Genomic DNA, 21,325 nt, shown 5'->3' on the forward strand with positions numbered 1-21,325 from the left:
GTCACTCTTTCTCCATGTTCAGCGGGAAATGGCAGGCAAACAGATGGTTTCTCGGCCCGGCAAGGCGTGGCGTTTCAATGCATTTTCGCTGGGCATACGGACAGCGTGGCCCCAGGCGACAGCCGATCGGCAGATGCTCCAGCAGCGGGATCGCCCCTGGCAGGGTGTTGAGACGGCTTTTATGCGGCATAGCGCTGCCAAAATCGGGGATCGCACGGATCAGCGCCTGGGTATAAGGATGATGCGGCATGGTAACCAGCTCTTCACTGCCGGCGGTTTCCACGGTTTGGCCGCAGTACATCACGTCAATCTTATCCGCCCATTTGCTCAGCATCTGCAGGTCATGGCTGATCAGCAAAATGGTGGTGTTGTTGTTCTGATTAAGCCTGGTGAGCAGGCGGAAAATCTGCGCCTGGGTGGTGGGTTCCATTGCGTTGGTCGGTTCGTCGGCAATCAGCAGGCGCGGCTGGTTGGCCAGCGCAATGGCGATCATCACTTTCTGACACTCGCCATCGGTCAGCTCATAGGGGAAGCTGCGCATGGCGTCTTTGTGATCCTTGATCCCCACCCGGTGCAGCAGCTCGATGGCCCGGCGTTTGCGCCAGCCAAAACGCTGCCACCAGCGGCCTTTATAGGTCCAGGCGGGAATGTTCTGCATCAGCTGTTTGCCGACACGCTCCGACGGATCGAGACAGGACTGCGGCTCCTGAAAAATCATCGACACGTTGTGACCCACCAGCTTGCGTCGCTCCCGGACGGAGAGGCGCAGCAGGTCGATATCGTCAAAGCGCATCCGGTCTGCGGTGACGCGCCAGTTATCTTTCGCCACGCCGCAAATCGCTTTGGCAATCAGGCTTTTGCCCGAGCCCGACTCACCTACCAGCCCGCGGATTTCGCCTTCGCTGAGAGTAATGCTGACGCGGTCGACCGCTTTCACCCAGCCTTCGCTGGTTTTAAATTCAATCGTCAGATTGCGAATATCCAGTAATGGCATTATTCCACCCCCGCCACGATGGCGCGACGAATGCCGTCGCCAAGCAGGTTCACCAGCAGCACGCTCATCATGATCGCCGCACCCGGCAGCATCACCGTCCAGGGGGCTACATAGATCAGTTCCAGTGCGTCGCCCAGCATCGCGCCCCATTCCGGGGACGGGAGCTGCGCGCCCAGATCGAGAAACCCGAGCGCGGCGATATCGAGGATTGCCATCGACAGGGCGCGGGTGATCTCGGTAACCATCCCGGAGGCGATATTGGGCAACACGGCGAACCACAGAATATTTAAGGTGGTAGCGCCATCCAGACGGGCGGCGACCACGTAATCTTTTTCCAGCTCATCGTGCACCAGGCTATAGACCGAGCGCACCATGCGCGGCAGCAGCGCCAGCCACACCGCAAACATGGCGTGGATCAGGTGCGGCCCGGAGAACGCCACCACGATGATTGCCAGCAGCAGCGACGGAATCGACAGTAGGGTGTCGAGAATGTGGTTCGTCACTGCCGAGCGCAGGCCGTGGGTTGAACCGGCGACAATGCCGAGCAGCAGACCGCACAGCGTGGCCGCCAGCGTCACCACAAAAGCACCGCCCACCGTTGGCGCCGCACCGCTCAGCAGGCGACTTAAGAGATCGCGTCCGAGGTCATCGGTGCCGAGGAAGAAAGAGACTTCGCCGTAACGCGACCACGAGGGCGGTAACAGCTGATAGCCGAGGAACTGCTGGTCAATGCCGTAGGGGGCAAACCAGGAGCCCAGGATGCAGAGCAGCACCAGGCCGCCGCAGCCGTACAGGCCGATCATGGCGGTGGCGTCGCCGTAGAAGTTACGCCACGCGGTGCGCAATGCCCCGGGGGTGCGCTTTTCACTGTATACGCTATCGTAAGGCATACCATTCCTTATGTTTCAGCGGGTTAGCCATAGCGCCCAAAATATCGGATATTACGTTAACAATAATGACCAGCGCGCCAATCACCATCACACCGGCGGAGATCGCGGCGTAGTCCTGCTGGCGGATGGCGTTGATTAGCCAGCGGCCCAGGCCCGGCCAGCTAAAGACCATCTCGGTGATCATCGCCAGGGTCAGCATGGTGGAGAACTGCAGGCCAAGACGCGGGATCACCGGCGGGAGGGCGTTATGCAGAACATGGCGGCGTAAAATCGTCAGCCGCGACAGGCCGCGCGTGGCGGCGGCTTTAACATAGTTCTGATCAAACACCTCGATGGTGCTGATGCGCATCAGGCGGATCACCTCGGTGGTTGGCGCAACGGCCAGCGCCAGCACCGGCAATACCATGTGGCGCACGGCGCTGATAATCATCTCATGCCGCCAGACCGAATCTGAGAGCCAGGCGTCAATAATCGCGAAACCGGTCACCGTCTTCACCGTATACAGCAGGTCGAAACGGCCGGACACCGGCAGCCAGCCGAGCGTCAGGGAGAAAAAGAGCGTCAGCAGCAGCGCCAGCCAGAACACCGGAACCGAGAAACCGAGCAGGGCAATGGCGCTGATAAGCTTATCCTGCCACTTGTTGCGGGTGATCCCGGCGAGCATCCCGACCGGGATCCCCACCACCAGCGCAAAGCCGAACGCCAGGATACACAGCTCCATAGTGGCGGGGAACACCTCTTTCAACTGCTCGGCGATGGGCTGACCGTTGATGCTGGAGACGCCAAAGTCCCAGTGCAGCACCCCTTCAAACCAGAACCACCACGCATTCCACAGGGAGGCGCCCTGCAGCGGCGCATGAGGGGTGAAATAGCTCAGACTGAAGCCGACAAAGGTCAGAAAGAAGAGGGTGATCAGCAGCAACAGCAGCCGACGTAAGGTAAAAATAATCACGGTTTTTTCACCTCTTCTTGCTCTTCACGGGAGACGCCGGCAAAGGATGCGCTACCGAACGGGCTCAGCACCAGGCCTTTAATGTCGTAACGGTACGCCTGCAGACGCAGGGAGGAGGCCAGGGGCAGTACCGGCAGCTCTTTGGCCAGAATAATTTGCGCTTCGTCGTAGGCGTCGATACGCGCCGCCAGTTGCTGAGTCGAGAGGGCTTTGCGCAGCACATCATCGAACTCGCGGTGGCACCAGTGGGCGTAGTTGGTCTGCGAGTCAATCGCCGCACAGCTCAGCAGCGGCCGGAAGAAGCTGTCCGGGTCGTTACTGTCGGTTGCCCAACCTGCCAGGGTTAAATCATGGTTCATGTCCATCAGGCGCGCCTCCTGAAAACGGCCTTCCACCGGAACGATCACCACCGTGACCCCCACCTGGGCGAGGTCGGCCTGCAGCAGCTCGGCGGTCTTCAGCGGGCTGGGGTTCCAGGCCTGAGAGCTGGTGGGCACCCACAGCTGCAGGGTGAGGTTATCCGCCCCCAGCGCCTTGAGCTGTTCGCGGGATTTATCCGGATTATATTCGGTAATTTTAGCCTCGCTATCGTAAGCCCACGAGGCGCGGGGCAGGATGGAGGCGGCGGTTTCTGCGGTACCGTAATAAATGGACTGCATCAGACGCTGGTTATTGATCGCCAGCGCGAGGGCGTGCCGCACCGCCGGGTTATTCAGCGGCGGCTTATTGGTATTAAACGCCAGATAGGCGATGTTCATGCCCGGACGCAGGGTCAGGCGCAGACGCGGGTCGTCGCGCAGAATGGTCAGCTGGCTGGCGGCGGGCCAGGCCAGCACATCGCACTCACCGGTGAGCAACTTCGACAGGCGACCCGTTCCGCCGGAGCCTAAATCCACCACCACCTGGGGCATCAGCGGTTTGCCGCGCCAGAATTTTTCGTGGCGCTGCAGACGAACATATTGCCCGGCGCGATACTCTGCGATCTGGAACGGCCCGGTGCCTACCGGCTGGCGATCCATCAGCTCCTGTTTATCCTTCAGGGTCAGCTGGGTGGCGTACTCCGAGGACATTACCGAGGCGTAGTGCGTCGCCAGATGCCAGAGGAAAGAGGCATCCGGGCGGGCGAGGGTGAACTCGACGGTGCGGTTATCCAGCTTGCGCACGTTCTTTACCGTATCGGCAAATTGCAGGCTGTCGAAGTAAGGGAAGCTGCCGCCGTTGACGTAGTGCCACGCATGGTCGCGGTTAAAAATGCGCTGGAAGGTGAAGACCACGTCATCCGCATTCAGTTTACGGGTGGGTTTGAACCACGGCGTGGTCTGGAAGTTCACATCGTCGCGCAGACGGAAACGGTAGGTCGCGCCGTTGTCCAGAACTTCCCAGCTCTCGGCCAGCTCCGGCACCAGGCGGTAAGTATAGGGATCGACATCCAGCAGGCGGTCATACAGCTGCGCGGCGAGGGTATCGACGATCAGGCCGCTGCTCGCTTTTTGCGGGTTGAAGGTGTTGACCTGCCCACTGACGCAGTAGACAAAGCCGCTGTCGCGAATATCGGCGCGATCTGCAGGCGTGGGCGCAGCAAAAGCCTGGCTACTTAACAGACCGAGCGCAATCAGGGACGAGAAAACCAGACGCATAATTTTTAAGGTTTTTAGTGACGATCTGCAAAGTGTATCGCACTTACACCTGCTTCGTAAAAATGTCTGCGGATAAGTGCTGATATTGTCAGCGCATCTGATGCTTTTTGAGCAATGCCCGCAATTGATGGTAGGTCAGCCCCAGCAGTTCAGCCGCCCGTTTCTGATTAAACTTGGCCTCCCGCAGACTCAGCTCCAGCAGCTGCTTTTCCTGCGCCTGCTGGAACTGACGTAAATCCAGCGGCAGGGTGGGGGAAGCGGCATTGCGGGGCTTATCGACAGGTAATTGTGTGGGGCGATGGAAGGGATCGATCACAATCTCATCCAGCTCGGTTTCGCTGCTGCCATGGCGATAGACGGAGCGCTCAACCACGTTCTTCAGCTCGCGGATATTACCCGGCCAGCGGTAATCGAGCAGGGTTTCGCGGGCGTGCTGGCTAAAGCCGGGGAACAACGGCAGGCCCAGCTCGCGGCACATCTGGATGGCAAATTGTTCCGCCAGCAGCATGATATCGCTGCGCCGCTCGCGCAGCGGGGGCAGGTTGACGACGTCGAAGGCCAGTCTGTCCAGCAGGTCGGCGCGAAACCGCTCCTGCTCGACCATCTCCGGCAGGTTGGCGTTGGTGGCGCAGACCAGTCGCACATTCACCTGTAATGGCTGGCTGCCGCCCACGCGCTCGAGCTCGCCATACTCAATGACGCGCAGCAGCTTTTCCTGCACCAGCATCGGGGCGGTGGCCAGCTCATCCAGGAACAACGTCCCACCGTCGGCGCGCTCGAAACGCCCGGGATGACGCCGCTGGGCTCCGGTAAAGGCGCCCGCCTCATGGCCGAACAGCTCGGTATCGAGCAGGTTTTCGTTCAGCGCGGCGCAGTTCAGGGAGATAAAAGGGCCATCCCAGCGCCCGGATAAATAGTGCAGACGGTTGGCTATTAGCTCTTTCCCGGTGCCGCGCTCGCCGATGATAAGCACCGGTTTATTCAGCGGGGCCAGGCGCGAAACCTGCTCCAGCACTTCGAGGAAGCTGTTGGCTTCCCCCAATAATGTATCTTTAAATTCAGCCATGATGAAATTAACTACTTATTGGTGTGATTCACTAAGCGAGAGTAGGGTGGAACGGGCGAAAAAGCAATCACCTTGCGTAAAATCAATAAGATAAAAACCTGGCATGGGATTTGTATTAGCTAAACAGCAGGGCTTAGCCCGATAACAGAACTATGAGGATTCAATTATGGGTATTTTTTCTCGTTTTGCCGACATCGTGAACGCCAACATCAACTCGCTGCTGGAAAAAGCGGAAGATCCACAGAAGCTGGTTCGCCTGATGATTCAGGAGATGGAAGATACGCTGGTCGAAGTGCGTTCAAACTCCGCCCGTGCGCTGGCCGAGAAGAAACAGCTTTCGCGCCGCATTGAGCAGGCGACCGCCCAGCAGAACGAATGGCAGGAAAAAGCCGAACTGGCGCTGCGTAAAGATAAAGACGATCTGGCCCGTTCCGCGCTGATTGAAAAGCAGAAGCTGACCGATATCGTCGCAACGCTGGAGCAGGAAGTGACGCTGGTGGATGAAACCCTCACCCGCATGAAAAAAGAGATTGCCGAGCTTGAGAACAAGCTGAGCGAAACCCGTGCCCGTCAGCAGGCGCTGACGCTGCGTCATCAGGCGGCAAATTCTTCCCGCGACGTGCGTCGTCAGCTCGACAGCGGCAAGATTGATGAGGCCATGGCCCGTTTCGAGTCATTTGAGCGCCGTATCGATCAGATGGAAGCCGAAGCGGAAAGCCACAGCTTTGGCAAACAGAAGACGCTGGATCAGCAGTTTGCCGATCTGAAAGCGGATGATGAAATCGGCGAGCAACTGGCCGCGCTGAAAGCCAGAATGAAACAAGACAATCAATAATAATATCTGCGGCGCCAGCTGGCGCCGCCACTCATCGTAAGACAAGGAGTAGACATGAGCGCGCTTTTTCTTGCCATTCCGCTGACCATTTTCGTGCTGTTTGTGTTGCCGATTTGGTTGTGGCTGCATTACAGCAACCGTTCTTCCCGAAGCGAGCTGTCGCAAAGCGAACAACAGCGTCTGGCGCAGTTAACCCAGGACGCGAATAAAATGCGTGAACGTATTCAGGCGCTGGAAGCAATCCTGGATGCGGAACATCCGAACTGGAGGGATCGCTAATGGCCGGACTAAACCTGAATAAAAAATTGTGGCGTATCCCCCAGCAGGGGATGGTGCGCGGCGTCTGTGCCGGGCTGGCGCACTACCTCGACGTGCCGGTAAAGCTGGTGCGCGTGGTGACGGTGCTCTCCATTTTCTTTGGCCTGGCGTTTATTACTCTGGTGGCCTATATCATTTTATCCTTCGTGCTGGATCCGATGCCGGACGGTGCGATGGGCGATGAAAATGCCCCCACCAGCAGTGAACTGCTGGATACGGTGGATGCCCAACTGTCGGCAGGTGAACAACGCCTGCGCGAGATGGAGCGGTATGTCACCTCTGATACCTTCTCGCTGCGAAGCCGTTTTCGTCAGCTTTAACGGAGAGATTTCATATGAATCAACGCTGGCAACAGGCCGGACATCGCGTTAAGCCGGGCCTGAAATTCGCAGGGAAGCTGGTTTTACTTACCGCACTGCGTTACGGCCCTGCAGGCGTGGCCGGGTGGGCCATTAAATCTGTCGCCCGTAAACCCGTCCGGATGCTGCTTGCGGTAGCGCTGGAGCCGATGCTGAAAAAAGTGGCTAACCGCGTCTCACGCCGATACTTCTCCCGCTAATTCCTCACCGCACCAGCCCTTTTCGCAATGAACAGGGCTGGCGACGTTTCTTCTTATTTCATCCTTTCTTTGCGTCAGTTCACATTAACGATCTGCGCGCCTTTATGATCGCGTTTTTCTGCCGCCTGGTCCGTTGACAGATATTTACCATGGGAGTAGATTGCCCTTCGTGGGACCGCTACCATGGAAAATAATGTGAACGACAAAATTAAAAATTTAATCAATCTTATTTACGGGAAAACGTTTTCTGAACGCCATCTTGAGATGTTGTCAGAAAACATCAGTCGGGGGGCTTCTCGTATTAACGAGAGGCGTAAGTCAGGTTGGGATGAAAAAGATATCGTCCTGATTACCTATGCCGATCAATTTTTTTCGAAAGAGGAGAAGGCGCTGCCCGTTTTTACGCGCTTTTATAATAGGTGGCTTGCACGCTCTTTTTCTCATGTCCATCTCTTGCCTTTTTATCCATGGTCATCTGACGATGGATTTTCCGTTATTGATTATCACCAGGTCGCGCCTGAAACAGGCACATGGCAAGATATTGCCGATTTAAAACAGTCGACCGGTCTGATGTTTGATTTTGTTTGCAACCATATGTCAGCCAAAAGCCAGTGGTTTGCTAATTACCTTAAACAAGCCCCAGGCTATGAAGATTTCTTTATTTCTGTCGCACCTGGAACCGATTTATCCGCCGTGACGCGCCCGCGGGCATTACCGCTCCTGACACCATTTACGCTGGAGGATGGCAGCGTACGCCATCTGTGGACCACCTTCAGCGAGGACCAGGTCGATCTCAATTTCGCCTCGCCAGAGGTGTTGATTGCCATGGTGGACGTGCTCCTGCATTACCTGGCGGAAGGAGCCCGTTATATCCGCCTGGATGCGGTTGGCTTTATGTGGAAGATCCCCGGAACCACCTGCATCCATCTTGAGCTGACTCACCGCCTTATCCAGCTCTTCCGCGCCATTACTGACGCGGTCGCGCCTGGCACGGTGCTGATCACCGAGACCAATGTTCCCCATAAAGATAACGTTTCCTATTTTGGCGACGGGCAAAATGAGGCGCAGATGGTATATCAGTTCTCATTACCTCCGCTTGTGCTGCATGCTATCCATCGTCAGGATGTCCGCGCCCTCTGTCAGTGGGCGGCGACGCTGAATCTGCCTTCAATCAAGACCACCTGGTTTAACTTTTTAGCTTCTCATGATGGCATCGGCCTTAATCCGCTGCGGGGTATTTTACCCGAGCCGGAGATCCTCTCCCTGGTAGAGAAACTCCAGCAGGAAGGGGCACTGGTTAACTGGAAAAATAATCCTGATGGTACGCGAAGCCCGTATGAAATCAACGTAACCTATCTCGATGCATTAAGTTCAAAAGACGCTGCAGAGGACGAACGCATTGCGCGCTTTATTCTGGCCCATGCGGTGCTATTAACTTTCCCGGGTGTGCCGGCAATTTATATTCAAAGCATCCTGGGTTCAGGTAACGATTATGAAGGGGTTAAACGCCTTGGCTATAATCGTGCGATTAATCGTAAGAAATACCCTGCCGGGCAGATTGATGCCGAACTGGAAAATAAACGTAGCCTTCGCCATAAGATTTATCATCAATTAAACGATCTGATTGCCCTTCGTCGCACAGAAAAAGCATTTCATCCTGACAGTCAGGCGTTATTTGAAAGATCAGGTGAACATATTCTTAAAATTACTCGTGTTGCCAATAAGAGCGAGCGGATAACGGCATTATTTAATTTTAGCGATTGTATTCAGTCTGTTTATTCGGGGGATTTATCCGGTACGGACCTGATTTCACACCAGGATATTCGCGGTACAGATCTGTCCCTGAATCCATGGCAGGTAATGTGGATTAAAGAACACTAAAAAGGACCCTAACAATGAAGATACCCAAAATTGTGCTGATCTCAGCACTGGTTTCGTGCGCCCTGTTGACAGGCTGTAAGGACGACAAAAAGTCTCAGGTCACCATCGAGTTTATGCACTCCTCAGTGGAACAGGAGCGTCAGGCGGTGATTACTCGTCTGATTGAGAAGTTCGAGATAGAGAATCCTGGCATCACCGTGAAACAGGTGCCGGTGGAAGAGGACGCCTACAACACCAAGGTCATTACTCTGGCGCGAACCGGTGCCCTGCCGGAAGTGATTGAGGTGAGCCACGACTATGCAAAAGTCATGGACAAGGAGCAACTGCTGGATCGCGCTGCTATCAGCGACGCCATTAATGCCGTAGGTGAAGACACCTTCTATGACGGCATTCTGCGTGTGGTGCGTACGGAAGACGGCGCGGCGTGGACCGGGGTACCCATCAGCGCCTGGCTGTCCGGCGTCTGGTACCACAAAGACATTCTCGCCGCTGCGGGCCTTGAGGAGCCACGCAACTGGGATCAATTGCTGAATGCCAGCCAGAGGCTCAACGACCCAGCCAACAAACATTACGGCATTGCGTTACCCACGGCGGAAAGCGTGATGACAGAGCAGGCATTTTCGCAGTTTGCCCTCTCGGGTGGCGCGAATATCTTTGATGCGAAAGGCGATATTGAAATCGATACCCCTGAAATGGCGCAAGCGCTGGCGTTTTATAAAGGGCTGGCGGCCACCACCATGCCGGGATCCAACGATGTCATGGAGATTAAAGACGCCTTTATGAACGGCTCCGCGCCGATGGCCGTTTACTCCACCTACATCCTCCCGGCGGTGTTCAAAGACGGAAACCCTGCCAACCTGGGATTTGTCGTCCCAACGGAAAAATCGTCTGCGGTCTACGGCATGGTGACCTCCCTGACCATCACCTCCGGCCAGAGCGAAGAGGAGACCAAAGCAGCAGAGAAATTTGTCACCTGGATGGAGCAGGCTCAAAACGCAACCGACTGGGTGATGATGTCACCGGGTGCGGCGCTGCCGGTTAACAAGCTGGTGGTCGGGACCGAAACCTGGAAAAACAACGATGTGATTAAAGCCTTTGGTCATCTCCCTTATGAGCTGATCGCCCAGTTCCCGAATGTGCAGGTGTTTGGTGCCGTGGGTGACAAAAACTTTACCCGCATGGGTGACGTCACCGGGTCCGGCATTATCAGTTCTATGGTGCATAACGTCACCGTGGGTCAACAGGACCTCAACGCGACCTTAAGCAGCAGCCAGAAGCGACTGACTGACCTGATCACCCAACGATAGGCGCGCACTGCGGAAGGGAATTATGAAAACGTTGTTTTCTGGTCGTTCAGATATGCCTTTCGCCATGCTGCTGTTGGCCCCCAGCCTGATTTTGCTGGGGGGCCTGGTGGCCTGGCCGATGATATCCAACATTGAAATCAGCTTCTTACGCTTGCCGCTCAATCCGCGCATCGATGCGGTGTTTGTGGGGCTGGATAACTACATTCGCATTTTGAGTGATGCCGCGTTCTGGCACTCCCTGTGGATGACGTTCTGGTACACCGCGCTGGTGGTGATGGGCAGCACGGGGTTAGGGCTGGCGGTCGCCGTCTTCTTTAACCGGGAATTTCGCCTGCGTAAAACGGCGCGCTCCCTGGTGATTTTGTCCTACGTCACCCCGTCGATATCGCTGGTCTTTGCCTGGAAGTATATGTTCAACAACGGCTACGGGATTGTGAACTATCTGGGTGTGGATCTGCTGCATCTATACGATCAGGCCCCGCTGTGGTTCGACAACCCCGGCAGCAGTTTTGTACTGGTGGTGCTGTTCGCCATCTGGCGCTACTTCCCGTATGCGTTCATTTCGTTTCTGGCCATTCTGCAAACCATCGATAAGTCATTGTACGAAGCGGCAGAAATGGACGGGGCCAATGCCTGGCAGCGTTTTCGCATCGTCACGCTGCCCGCGATTATGCCGGTGTTGGCCACGGTCATCACGCTGCGCACTATCTGGATGTTCTACATGTTTGCCGACGTGTATCTGCTGACCACCAAGGTCGATATTTTGGGCGTCTATCTCTACAAAACCGCCTTTGCCTTTAACGACCTCGGTAAAGCCGCGGCGATCTCGGTGGTGCTGTTCGTAATTATCTTTGCCGTCATTCTGCTGACCAGAAAAAGGGTAAACCTCAATGGCAACAAATAAACGCCTGCTGGGCCGGCTCGGTTTTTATCTGGGGCTGGCGGTGTTCCTGATTATCACGCTGTTCCCGTTCTTCGTGATGTTAATGACGTCGTTTAAGAGCGCGAAAGAGGCGATATCGCTGCACCCGACCATTTTGCCGCAGGCGTGGACCCTGCAGCATTACGTCGACATCTTCAACCCGCTGATCTTCCCGTTTGTGGACTACTTCAGAAACAGCATGGTGGTGTCGCTGACCTCATCGGTGATCGCCGTATTTCTCGGCACGCTGGGGGCGTATGCCCTCTCTAAACTGCGGTTTAAAGGGCGGGCGACGATCAATGCCAGCTTCTACACCGTCTATATGTTCTCCGGGATTTTGCTGGTGGTACCGCTGTTCAAAATCATCACTGCACTCGGAATTTATGACACCGAGCTGGCGCTGATTATCACCATGGTGACCCAGACGCTGCCGACGGCGGTATTTATGCTGCGCAGCTATTTCGACACCATCCCGGACGAGATCGAAGAGGCCGCGATGATGGACGGCCTCAACCGCCTGCAGATCATCTTTCGCATTACCGTGCCGCTGGCGATTTCCGGGCTGGTGTCGGTCTTCGTCTACTGCTTTATGGTGGCGTGGAACGACTATCTGTTCGCCTCTATTTTCCTGTCCAGTGCCAGCAACTTCACCTTGCCGGTAGGGCTTAACACGCTCTTCAGCACGCCGGATTACATCTGGGGTCGCATGATGGCCGCCTCGCTGGTGACGGCACTTCCGGTGGTGATCATGTACGCGCTGTCAGAACGTTTTATTAAAAGTGGTTTGACCGCCGGGGGCGTAAAGGGCTGAGGCGGCCGATTTTAACAAGGAGTCAGTCATGAAGAAGTTAGTTGCGACAGCGCCCCGCGTGGCGGCGCTGGTGGAGTATGAAGATCGTCCGGTTGCCGTTCACGAAGTGAAGATTCGCGCCCGCTTTGGCGCACCGAAACACGGTACCGAGGTGGTGGATTTCCGGGCGGCGAGTCCGTTTATCGATGAAGAGTTTAACCCGGAGTGGCAGATGTTTACCCCGCGTGAAGAGGGTACGGCTCGTGGGATCGAATTCGGCAAATTCCAGCTGGGGAATATGATCGTCGGCGACATCATCGAGTGCGGCACTGACGTGACGGATTACCAAGTTGGCGAGAGCGTCTGCTGCTACGGGCCGCTGCAGGAAACGGTGATTGTTAATGCCGTCAATAACTACAAGCTGCGCAAAATGCCGCAGGGCGCGTCGTGGAAAAATGCCGTCTGCTATGACCCGGCGCAGTTCGCCATGAGCGGCGTACGGGATGCCAACGTGCGGGTCGGGGATTTCGTGGTGGTAGTCGGGCTGGGGGCGATTGGTCAGATAGCCATTCAGCTGGCGAAAAAAGCCGGAGCATCAATTGTTATCGGCGTCGATCCTATCGAACACCGCTGCGAGATTGCCCGCCGCCATGGGGCGGACCATTGCCTCAATCCGATCGGGACAGATGTCGGTCTGGAAATCAAAAAGCTGACCGGTAAGCAGGGCGCGGACGTCATCATCGAAACCAGCGGCTTTGCCGATGCGCTGCAATCCGCCCTGCGCGGGCTGGCCTACGGCGGAACGATCTCTTACGTTGCCTTCGCGAAACCCTTCGCAGAGGGCTTTAATCTCGGACGTGAGGCGCATTTTAACAACGCGAAAATTGTCTTCTCCCGCGCCTGTAGCGAGCCTAATCCGGATTACCCGCGCTGGGATCGCAAGCGGATCGAAGAGACCTGCTGGGAATTGCTGATGAACGGATATCTCAACTGTGAGGATCTGATCGACCCGGTAGTGACCTTCACCACCAGCGCTGAAAGCTATATGCAGTATGTCGATCAGCACCCGGAACTGAGCATCAAAATGGGCGTCACTTTCTGAGCTAAGGAGAGCACACAATGAAAATCGCAACGCAAAATCAGGCCTTTTTTCCGACCAACATCCTGGAGAAATTCAGGTTCATCAAAGCCATGGGGTTTGACGGCTATGAGATCGACGGCAAGTTGCTGGTGGAGAATCTGGATGAGGTGAAAGCCGCCATTAAAGCCACTGGCTTACCGGTGACCACCGCCTGCGGCGGCTACGACGGCTGGATCGGTGACTTCATCGAAGAGCGTCGCCTGAACGGGTTACATCAGATTGAACGCATTCTTGAAGCGCTGGCTGAGGTCGGAGGAAAGGGCATTATCGTTCCTGCCGCCTGGGGGATGTTTACCTTCCGCCTGCCGCCGATGACCTCCCCGCGCAGCCTCGACGGTGACCGCAACGCGGTGAGCGCCTCGCTGCGCTGGCTGGATGAGGTGGCGGCGCGTACCGGGACTACCGTCTACCTGGAGCCGCTGAACCGCTATCAGGATCATATGATCAACACCCTGGCGGATGCGCGCCGCTATATCAAAGAGAACGCCCTGAAGCACGTGCAGATCATCGGCGATTTCTATCATATGAACATCGAAGAAGATTCGTTGACGGAGGCGCTGCATCACAACCGGGATCTGCTTGGGCACGTGCATATTGCCGATAACCACCGTTATCAACCGGGCAGCGGCAGCCTGGATTTCGCCACTCTGTTCGATCAACTGCGTGCCGACAATTATCAGGGCTACGTGGTGTACGAGTGTCGCGTTCGTGCTGACGATCCTGCGCAGGCTTACCAGGACTCCCTCACTTATTTGCGTGAATGCTAAGGATGACGAGCGTGATAAGTGCTTCAACAGCTTTGCCTCTGCGCGTCGCCATCATCGGCGCCGGGCAGGTTGCAGACAAAGTGCATGCCTCGTATTACGCCACGCGCAGTGATGTTCAGATGGTGGCTGTCATGGACAGCCGCCTGGAACAGGCTCAGGCGTTTGCGGAACGTCATGCTATCCCGTCGGCATGGCAGGACGCGCACGAGATGCTGGAAACGGTCAAGCCGGAAGTGGTGAGCGTCTGTTCGCCCAACCGCTTTCATTATGAACATGTCATAGCGGCCCTGGCGGCCGGGTGCCATGTGATGTGTGAAAAACCGCCCGCCATGACGCCACAGCAGGCCGATGAGATGCGTCTCGCGGCCCGCAGGGCGGGGAAAGTGCTGGCCTATGATTTTCACCACCGTTTTGCTCAGGATACACAACTGCTGCGTGAGGCCGTGCAGAGCGGCACCTTCGGGGAGATCTATTTCACAACGGCGCAGGCGCTGCGCCGCTGCGGTGTGCCGGGGTGGGGCGTGTTTACCAACAAATCCCTGCAGGGCGGCGGACCCTTGATTGATATCGGCATTCATATGCTGGATGCCGCGATGTATGTGCTGGGGTTCCCGGCGGTAAAACGGGTGACGGCGCACAGCTTTCAGAAGCTGGGAAATCGTAAAAACCGGGGGCAGTTCGGCGAGTGGGATCCCGCTCAGTTTACGGTTGAAGATGCCCTGTTCGGGACGATTGAGTTCTGCAATGGCGGCGTTCTGCGGCTGGACACCTCCTTTGCGCTGAATATCCGCGAGCAGTCGATCTTGAATGTCTCCTTCTGCGGTGAAAAGGCCGGGGCAACGCTGTTCCCGGCCCATATTTATCACGACGAAGCAGGGGTATTACAGACAATCGCGCAGCGTGAAGAGGCGGACGATCAGCGGCATCTGCGCAGTATGGATGCTTTTGTTCGCCATCTGTTCGGCGAGCCGGTGATGATCGCCGATGCGGAGCAGGGGCTGGTGATCCAGCAGCTGGTCGCCGCGCTATATCAAGCGGCGGAAACAGGGGAAAGCGTGACCTTATGCTGAACCTGTCTGTATTAACCGATCCGGGCTTCTGCCCGCATAGCCTGAATAAATACGCATCCATTATGGCTGGCGGTAATGGCTACATGGGCGTTCGCGCCACGCATGAAGAAGATTACACCCGGCAAACGCGCGGTATGTATCTTGCCGGTCTCTATCATCGCGCAGGCTGCAACGAGACCAACGAGCTGGTCAATCTGCCTGATGTGGTCGGTATTGATATTGAGCTCGATGGCGAGAATTTTACCCTGCTAGCAGGGGAGATCCTGAGCTGGCAGCGAGAACTGGCTTTCGCCAACGGGGAACTGCGTCGCAGCGTCCTCTGGCGCTCGCCGGGAGGGAAACGCTACCGGCTGGAGAGCCGTCGGTTTGTTTCGCTGGATCAACTCCCGCTGTTGGCAATGCAGCTCTCCATTACGCCGGTAGATGACGCTTCGCAGGTGGTGTTAAAGACCGGCATCGACGCGACCCAAACCAATACCGGCAGGCAGCATCTGGATGAGATGTCGGTCAGAGTCTTCGACCAGCACTACCTGCAGGGGGGGTATGAGACGCAGGACCATGCCGCAGAGGTGGTGATGTCGGCATACTGCCGCCTGTCGACGGAGAGCGACAGCTGTTTTACCGCAAAAAATCGACGTATTACGGCCCACCAGGCATTCAGCATCCCGCAGGGTGACACTGTCACGCTGGAGAAGCTAGTATGGGTCGCACACCGCAGGGACAAAACCCTTTCACAGGAGGCTTTCGCCCGGAATGCGCTGGCAGAGCTAAAAGTTTGTGCGGTGAAAGGCTACGCCGCCTTGCTGAAAAGTTCTGCCGACGCCTGGGAAAAAATCTGGCGTGACGGGCGGGTGGAAGTGGCTTCAACGGAACCTCAGGACCAAATCGCGCTGGATTATGCCGTCTGGCATCTGACGGCCATGACGCCAGCCCATGACGAACGCAGCAGCATCGGGGCTAAAGGACTCACCGGGGAAGGGTATAAAGGACACGTTTTCTGGGATACGGAAATCTTCCTGCTGCCTTTCCATCTCTTTACCCGGCCCCAGATCGCCCGCAGCCTGCTGCGTTATCGCTGGCTTAACCTCCCGGGGGCGCGAGAAAAGGCCCAGCGCAACGGCTGGCCAGGCGCGCTGTTCCCGTGGGAAAGCGCCGCCAGCGGCCAGGAAGAGACGCCGGAGTTTGCGGCGATCAACATCCGCACCGGGACGCGCCAGAAAGTGGCTTCCGCGCTGGCTGAACACCACATTGTGGCGGACATTGCCTGGGCCGTTGTCGCCTACTGGCAGGCGACGCACGATGATGACTTTATGCGCAATGAAGGCCTGAAGCTGCTGATGGAAACCGCGACGTTCTGGATGGGGCGCGCCACAGAGGTTAACGGTCGTCTGGAAATCCATAACGTGATCGGGCCGGATGAATACACGGAACACGTGAATAACAACGCTTATACCAACTATCTGGCCTGGCACAATGTCGCCAGCGCTTGCCAGTTTATGGTGAGGTTTAAGCGTGAGGACAGGCGTTTTACGGAAAATGCCAGCCGGTTCCTGACACGTTTATGGCTTCCGGAGGCCGATGCCGACGGGGTGATCCCGCAGGATGACAGCTTCCTGGCGAAACCGGCTATCGACCTGAGTCGCTACAAAGCGCAGGCGGGCAAACAGACCATCCTGCTCGATTACTCCCGGGCGGAAGTGAATGAGATGCAGATCCTGAAGCAGGCGGATGTGGTGATGCTCAACTACCTGTTACCGGAACGGTTTACCCCGCAGCAGTGCGCCGCCAATCTGGCGTTCTACGAGCCGCGCACCATCCACGACTCTTCCCTGAGCAAGGCTATTCACGGGATTGTCACCGCCCGCTGCGGCGACACGGAAGGGGCATACACCTTCTGGCGTGACGGGATCGCCATCGATCTGGGGGACGATCCGCACAGCAGTGACGACGGCATCCACGCCGCCGCCACCGGCGCAATCTGGTCCGGCGTGATTCAGGGTTTTGCCGGATTGCAGATCGTGGAAGGGGAACTGCACCTTGCCCCGCGCATCCCCGCCCACTGGCAAAAGCTCACATTCCCGTTACGGTGGCGAAATGCGCGCATGCATTTCACCTTTGAGAATGCGGTGTTAACCATCGAAACCTCGGCTCCCGTCACCTTAACGCTGTGGGGCAAAACCCTTATGACTTCAGGTCGGCAAGTCTGGTCGCAGAAGGATTTTATAACGCCTGATACTGGGACCGCTACCACGGAGGGAAGCCATGACGCCTGACGCCGTTGTGTTTGATTTGGACGGGGTGATCACCGATACCGCGCATCTGCATTTCCTTGCCTGGCGTGCCGTGGCGCAGGAGATCGGCATCACCTTTGACGAAAACTTTAACGAACAACTGAAGGGGATCAGCCGCATGGACTCCCTGCAGCGGATCCTGCAACACGGCGGGAAAGCCGGGGCGTTTAGCGATAAGCAGCGTCTGGCCCTGGCCGGGAAGAAAAACGATCTCTATGTGCGGTCGCTGGCATCGCTGACGCAAGCGTCACTCCTGCCGGGAATCCGCGAGGTGCTGGCGGAGATCCGCGCCGCGAAGGTCAAGATTGGGCTGGCTTCGGTTTCCCTTAATGCCCCGGGAATAGTGCAGGCACTGGGGGTACACAAGGCGTTTGATTTTTGCGCCGATGCGTCCCGTATTGCCTGCTCAAAACCCGACCCGGAGATCTTCCTCGCGGCTTGTGCCGGGCTGAAGGTACGCCCTGAAAGCGCCATCGGGATAGAAGATGCCGCAGCAGGCGTTGAGGCGATCAACGCGGCGGGCATGTTGTCGGTGGGGATTGGCTCGGGTCTGGAGCAGGCGGGACTACAACTTCATTCAACGCGGGAACTTACCTGGAAATGCCTGACCGATTTCTGGGCGTCCCGGCCGGTATTGATAAGGAACTAACAATGGCTCAACTCTCCCTGAAACACATTCAGAAAATCTACGATAACCAGGTCCACGTGGTGAAGGATTTCAACCTCGAGATTGAGGACAAAGAGTTCATTGTCTTCGTTGGGCCGTCGGGGTGCGGTAAATCGACCACGCTGCGCATGATTGCCGGTCTGGAGGAGATCAGCGCCGGTGAACTGGTGATCGACGGCGTCTGCATGAATGACGTCCCGGCCAAGTCGCGTGACATCGCGATGGTGTTCCAGAACTATGCGCTCTATCCGCATATGACGGTGTACGACAACATGGCCTTTGGCCTGAAGATGCAGAAAATCGCGCCCGCGGTGATTGAAGAGCGGGTTAGCTGGGCGGCGCAGATCCTGGGCCTGCGCGACTACCTCACGCGTAAGCCCGGGGCGTTATCCGGCGGCCAGCGCCAGCGTGTGGCGCTCGGCAGAGCGATCGTGCGCGAAGCGGGGGTGTTCCTGATGGATGAACCGCTCTCAAACCTCGACGCCAAGCTTCGGGTACAGATGCGCGCTGAAATCAGCAAGCTGCACCAGAAGCTCAACACCACCATGATCTATGTTACCCACGATCAAACCGAAGCCATGACCATGGCGACCCGTATCGTGATCCTCAAGGACGGTATCATTCAGCAGGTGGGGGCGCCGAAGCAGGTCTATAACGAACCGGCCAATATGTTTGTGGCAGGCTTTATCGGTTCGCCAGCAATGAATTTTATTCGCGGGGCGATAGACGACCGCTATTTCGTGACCGAAACGCTGCGGCTGGCGATCCCTGCGGACCGGCTCGCCAGACTCAATGCGCTGGGATACCAGCGCAAAGCCGTGGTCTTTGGCATTCGGCCAGAAGATATTTTCACGCTTCAAAACGCTGGTGAGGATATTACGGCAAAAGTCAGCGTTGCGGAGCTGACGGGCGCGGAGTTTATGCTCTATGCCACCGTGGGCGGGCATGAACTGGTGGTCCGCGCTGGTGCGGCAAATGACTATGCCGCCGGAGATAATATCGGCATCCAGTTCGATATGAATAAGTGCCATTTCTTCGACGCTGAAACTGAAGCGGCTATTAGATAAGAAAGGTCTTCGCCGGGAATATTCATTTCCGGCTTTTTTGTGTGTAAATGATAAAGGACTATTTTAATGAGTACTCTACTAAGACGTGCTGCGCTCGTTCTGTGCGCAGGGATCGGCTGCGCGCAAGCAACCGAAACAGCTAAACAGTGGGAATTTAATATTGGAGCCATGTATGAAATTGAAAACGTCGAAGGGCAGGGTGACGATAAAGATGGATTATATGAACCTTCCGTCTGGTTTAATGCCACATGGGACGCATGGACGCTCTCGCTTGCCATGTATCAGGAAGGGCCGGTTGATTACAGCAGCATGACGCGTGGCCCCTGGTTCGATCGGCCTGAGTTCGAATTACGTTATCGCTTTATCCGTTCTGATGACTTTACGCTAGGCCTGACCGGCGGGTTCCGTAATTATGGTTATCACTTTAAAGATGAACACGGCGCGAAAGACGGCAGCGCGAATATGCAGCGTTACAAAGTTCAGCCGGACTGGGATCTTAAATTAACCGACGACTGGCGCTTTGGCGGCTGGTTAGCCCTGTATCAGTTTGCCAACGATCTGGAGAAAACGGGGTATGCCGACAGCCGGGTTGAAACAGAAACCGGGTTTAGCTGGGCTATTAACGAAACGGTCTCCGCGAAAGTAAATTATTATCTGGAGCGCGGATTTAATATGGATGGTTCGCGTAATAACGGTGAGTTTTCCACCCAGGAGGTTCGCGCCTATCTGCCCATTGCACTGGGGCAGACCACATTAACCCCTTATACCCGACTGGGCCTTGACCGCTGGTCGAACTGGGACTGGCAGGACGATCCGTCGCGAGAAGGGCACGACTTTAACCGCCTGGGCCTGCTGTACGCCTATGATTTCAATAATGGACTATCCATGACGCTGGAGTATGCCTACGAATGGGAAAATCATGACGAAGGCGATAGCGATCGCTTCCACTATGCCGGTATCGGCGTCAACTACGCGTTCTGACAGACGGATCCCCAGGGGCTCATGGCCCCTGGTGTTAACGCGCGACGTCGGCGAACGTTAAATGGGTATCCACCAGCACCTTGCGTGGGGCGGGCTTACCGGCAATACGCTTGAACAGAAGATCGCAGCTCTCTTCCCCCAGCTTACGCGTTGGGATGTCAAAGCCTCCGGGTGCAGGGGTCAAAATGAGCGACAGCATCGGGTCACTGTAACCTGCCACCGCCACCTGTTCAGGGAGTGCCAGCTTTAATTCATCCGCTGCGCGATACAGGCTGAGCAACTTCATGCTGTCAGTAGCAAATACCGCATCCGGCGGCCTGGCTGACGACAGTAATTCACGGGCCGCAGCAAGCGCACTTTCGTGGGTATATCCCCCATCGATGATCCACTCCGGGTTAATCGCAATATTATGCTTTTCCAGGCTGGCTTTATAACCCGCCAGACGATCAACAGAGACGTGATAATCGAGAGGAGCGTGCAGGCAGGCAATGTTACGGCGCCCGTTCTTAATAAAATTATCCGTCAGTGTGGCGCTGTCGTGAAAATTATCGGTATCGACAGAGTAGATATTCTGATATTCACCTTCCACTTTCCCGATAACCACCACCGGTACGCCATAAGGGTCCAGCGTTGAGAAAAAGGATTCATCTGCCGGAGAGCTCAACATAATGATCCCTTTGATCATCTTTTGTTTTATTTTGTTCACGCATTTCAGCAGATCGTCTTCACTGCTTTTTGACGTTTGCAAAATGACGTCAAACTCTTCCTCTTCTGCTTTGGCAGTAATGGCATGCAGAACATCGGAGAAAAAAGGATTGCCGGCGGTGGTTTTAGTAGAGCGGGTCGAAATAACCATAATGGCGTCAAAGCCAGAAGAGGTCAGGGCGCGGGCCACTTTATTGGGCTGATAATTTAATTCTTCGATCGCCTTCAGCACTTTTTCCCGCGCTTCAGGGGAAATATTCGTTTGCTTATTCAGAACCCGGGACACGGTTGATTTCGATACGCCAGCAACGCGCGCAATATCATAGATGGTGGGTGACATACACCTTACTCACTCCGATAGACGGCAATGAGGGCCATCTTACTGGAGAAAAAACGGCAATAGCAATAATTATGAATTGATAATCAACGAACTGCCCCAATTTACTGTATTCTGAGGCAAGTGATTCCAGGCTTCCAGGCAATGA

General features: G+C 56.0%; 21 protein-coding genes. 15 read left to right on the forward strand and 6 right to left on the reverse strand.

Features of this window, described 5'->3' with window-relative positions; genetic code table 11:
• Position 1 precedes the first annotated feature (1 nt).
• From sapD to pspF, 5 genes are all read right to left on the reverse strand, one after another.
• A complete protein-coding gene (gene sapD, locus LG383_RS06770) occupies positions 2-994 on the reverse strand; it encodes a putrescine export ABC transporter ATP-binding protein SapD (RefSeq protein WP_225758627.1) in 993 nt (330 codons plus the stop codon).
• On the reverse strand, positions 994-1,884 hold the full coding sequence (gene sapC, locus LG383_RS06775) for a putrescine export ABC transporter permease SapC (protein WP_106993133.1): 891 nt from the start codon (positions 1,882-1,884) through the stop codon (positions 994-996). The genes sapD and sapC overlap by 1 nt, the downstream gene beginning before the upstream one ends.
• Positions 1,871-2,836, reverse strand: coding sequence for a putrescine export ABC transporter permease SapB (gene sapB / locus LG383_RS06780; RefSeq protein WP_106993132.1), 966 nt, complete (start codon positions 2,834-2,836; stop codon positions 1,871-1,873). Before sapB ends, sapC begins: the two co-directional genes overlap by 14 nt.
• Positions 2,833-4,473 carry an ABC transporter substrate-binding protein SapA gene (gene sapA / locus LG383_RS06785; protein ID WP_166182669.1) on the reverse strand — a complete coding sequence of 547 codons (1,641 nt, stop codon included), beginning with the start codon at positions 4,471-4,473 and terminating at the stop codon, positions 2,833-2,835. The genes sapB and sapA overlap by 4 nt, the downstream gene beginning before the upstream one ends.
• 88 nt (positions 4,474-4,561) lie before the next feature.
• Positions 4,562-5,539: a phage shock protein operon transcriptional activator gene (gene pspF, locus LG383_RS06790; RefSeq protein WP_166182668.1), complete on the reverse strand. Its 978-nt coding sequence runs from the start codon at positions 5,537-5,539 to the stop codon at positions 4,562-4,564.
• Positions 5,540-5,705: 166 nt separating this feature from the next.
• Here pspF and pspA point away from each other — a divergent pair, with 166 nt between their 5' ends.
• From pspA to LG383_RS06865, 15 genes are all read left to right on the forward strand, one after another.
• Entirely contained in the window at positions 5,706-6,374 is a 669-nt protein-coding gene (gene pspA, locus LG383_RS06795; RefSeq protein ID WP_106993129.1) for a phage shock protein PspA, read from the forward strand.
• 54 nt (positions 6,375-6,428) lie between these two features.
• Positions 6,429-6,653 (forward strand): envelope stress response membrane protein PspB, encoded by a 225-nt coding sequence (pspB, locus tag LG383_RS06800; RefSeq protein WP_106993128.1) that lies wholly within the window; start codon positions 6,429-6,431, stop codon positions 6,651-6,653.
• Complete coding sequence (gene pspC / locus LG383_RS06805; RefSeq protein ID WP_225758628.1) at positions 6,653-7,012, forward strand: envelope stress response membrane protein PspC; 360 nt, start codon at positions 6,653-6,655, stop codon at positions 7,010-7,012. The genes pspB and pspC overlap by 1 nt, the downstream gene beginning before the upstream one ends.
• A gap of 14 nt (positions 7,013-7,026) precedes the next feature.
• On the forward strand, positions 7,027-7,251 hold the full coding sequence (gene pspD, locus LG383_RS06810; protein WP_106993126.1) for a phage shock protein PspD: 225 nt from the start codon (positions 7,027-7,029) through the stop codon (positions 7,249-7,251).
• A 183-nt stretch (positions 7,252-7,434) separates the two neighbouring features.
• Positions 7,435-9,132, forward strand: a complete 1,698-nt coding sequence (locus LG383_RS06815; RefSeq protein ID WP_304608144.1) for a sugar phosphorylase — start codon at positions 7,435-7,437, stop codon at positions 9,130-9,132.
• A 14-nt stretch (positions 9,133-9,146) separates the two neighbouring features.
• A complete protein-coding gene (locus LG383_RS06820; protein WP_225758629.1) occupies positions 9,147-10,439 on the forward strand; it encodes an ABC transporter substrate-binding protein in 1,293 nt (430 codons plus the stop codon).
• A gap of 22 nt (positions 10,440-10,461) precedes the next feature.
• The gene (locus tag LG383_RS06825; protein ID WP_106993123.1) at positions 10,462-11,343 is read left to right on the forward strand and encodes a carbohydrate ABC transporter permease; all 882 of its coding nucleotides are present in this window, start codon (positions 10,462-10,464) and stop codon (positions 11,341-11,343) included.
• Positions 11,330-12,172 (forward strand): carbohydrate ABC transporter permease, encoded by an 843-nt coding sequence (locus tag LG383_RS06830; protein ID WP_166182665.1) that lies wholly within the window; start codon positions 11,330-11,332, stop codon positions 12,170-12,172. The genes LG383_RS06825 and LG383_RS06830 overlap by 14 nt, the downstream gene beginning before the upstream one ends.
• 28 nt (positions 12,173-12,200) lie before the next feature.
• Positions 12,201-13,253: a zinc-binding alcohol dehydrogenase gene (locus tag LG383_RS06835; RefSeq protein WP_225758630.1), complete on the forward strand. Its 1,053-nt coding sequence runs from the start codon at positions 12,201-12,203 to the stop codon at positions 13,251-13,253.
• A 17-nt stretch (positions 13,254-13,270) separates the two neighbouring features.
• Positions 13,271-14,059 (forward strand): sugar phosphate isomerase/epimerase, encoded by a 789-nt coding sequence (locus LG383_RS06840; protein WP_166182663.1) that lies wholly within the window; start codon positions 13,271-13,273, stop codon positions 14,057-14,059.
• Between the two features lie 11 nt (positions 14,060-14,070).
• Positions 14,071-15,129: a Gfo/Idh/MocA family protein gene (locus tag LG383_RS06845; RefSeq protein WP_225758631.1), complete on the forward strand. Its 1,059-nt coding sequence runs from the start codon at positions 14,071-14,073 to the stop codon at positions 15,127-15,129.
• The gene (locus LG383_RS06850; RefSeq protein WP_225758632.1) at positions 15,123-17,402 is read left to right on the forward strand and encodes a glycoside hydrolase family 65 protein; all 2,280 of its coding nucleotides are present in this window, start codon (positions 15,123-15,125) and stop codon (positions 17,400-17,402) included. Before LG383_RS06845 ends, LG383_RS06850 begins: the two co-directional genes overlap by 7 nt.
• Complete coding sequence (pgmB, locus tag LG383_RS06855) at positions 17,392-18,069, forward strand: beta-phosphoglucomutase (protein ID WP_166182660.1); 678 nt, start codon at positions 17,392-17,394, stop codon at positions 18,067-18,069. The genes LG383_RS06850 and pgmB overlap by 11 nt, the downstream gene beginning before the upstream one ends.
• A gap of 2 nt (positions 18,070-18,071) precedes the next feature.
• On the forward strand, positions 18,072-19,154 hold the full coding sequence (locus LG383_RS06860; RefSeq protein ID WP_166182659.1) for an ABC transporter ATP-binding protein: 1,083 nt from the start codon (positions 18,072-18,074) through the stop codon (positions 19,152-19,154).
• 66 nt (positions 19,155-19,220) lie between these two features.
• Positions 19,221-20,135 carry an OmpG family monomeric porin gene (locus LG383_RS06865; RefSeq protein WP_225758633.1) on the forward strand — a complete coding sequence of 305 codons (915 nt, stop codon included), beginning with the start codon at positions 19,221-19,223 and terminating at the stop codon, positions 20,133-20,135.
• A 34-nt stretch (positions 20,136-20,169) separates the two neighbouring features.
• Here the strand turns inward: LG383_RS06865 and LG383_RS06870 are convergent, their stop codons facing one another.
• Positions 20,170-21,180: a LacI family DNA-binding transcriptional regulator gene (locus LG383_RS06870; RefSeq protein WP_225758634.1), complete on the reverse strand. Its 1,011-nt coding sequence runs from the start codon at positions 21,178-21,180 to the stop codon at positions 20,170-20,172.
• Positions 21,181-21,325: the final 145 nt, after the last annotated feature.

Source organism: Leclercia sp. Marseille-Q4284 (assembly GCF_916618945.1).
GTDB lineage: Bacteria > Pseudomonadota > Gammaproteobacteria > Enterobacterales > Enterobacteriaceae > Enterobacter > Enterobacter tamurae.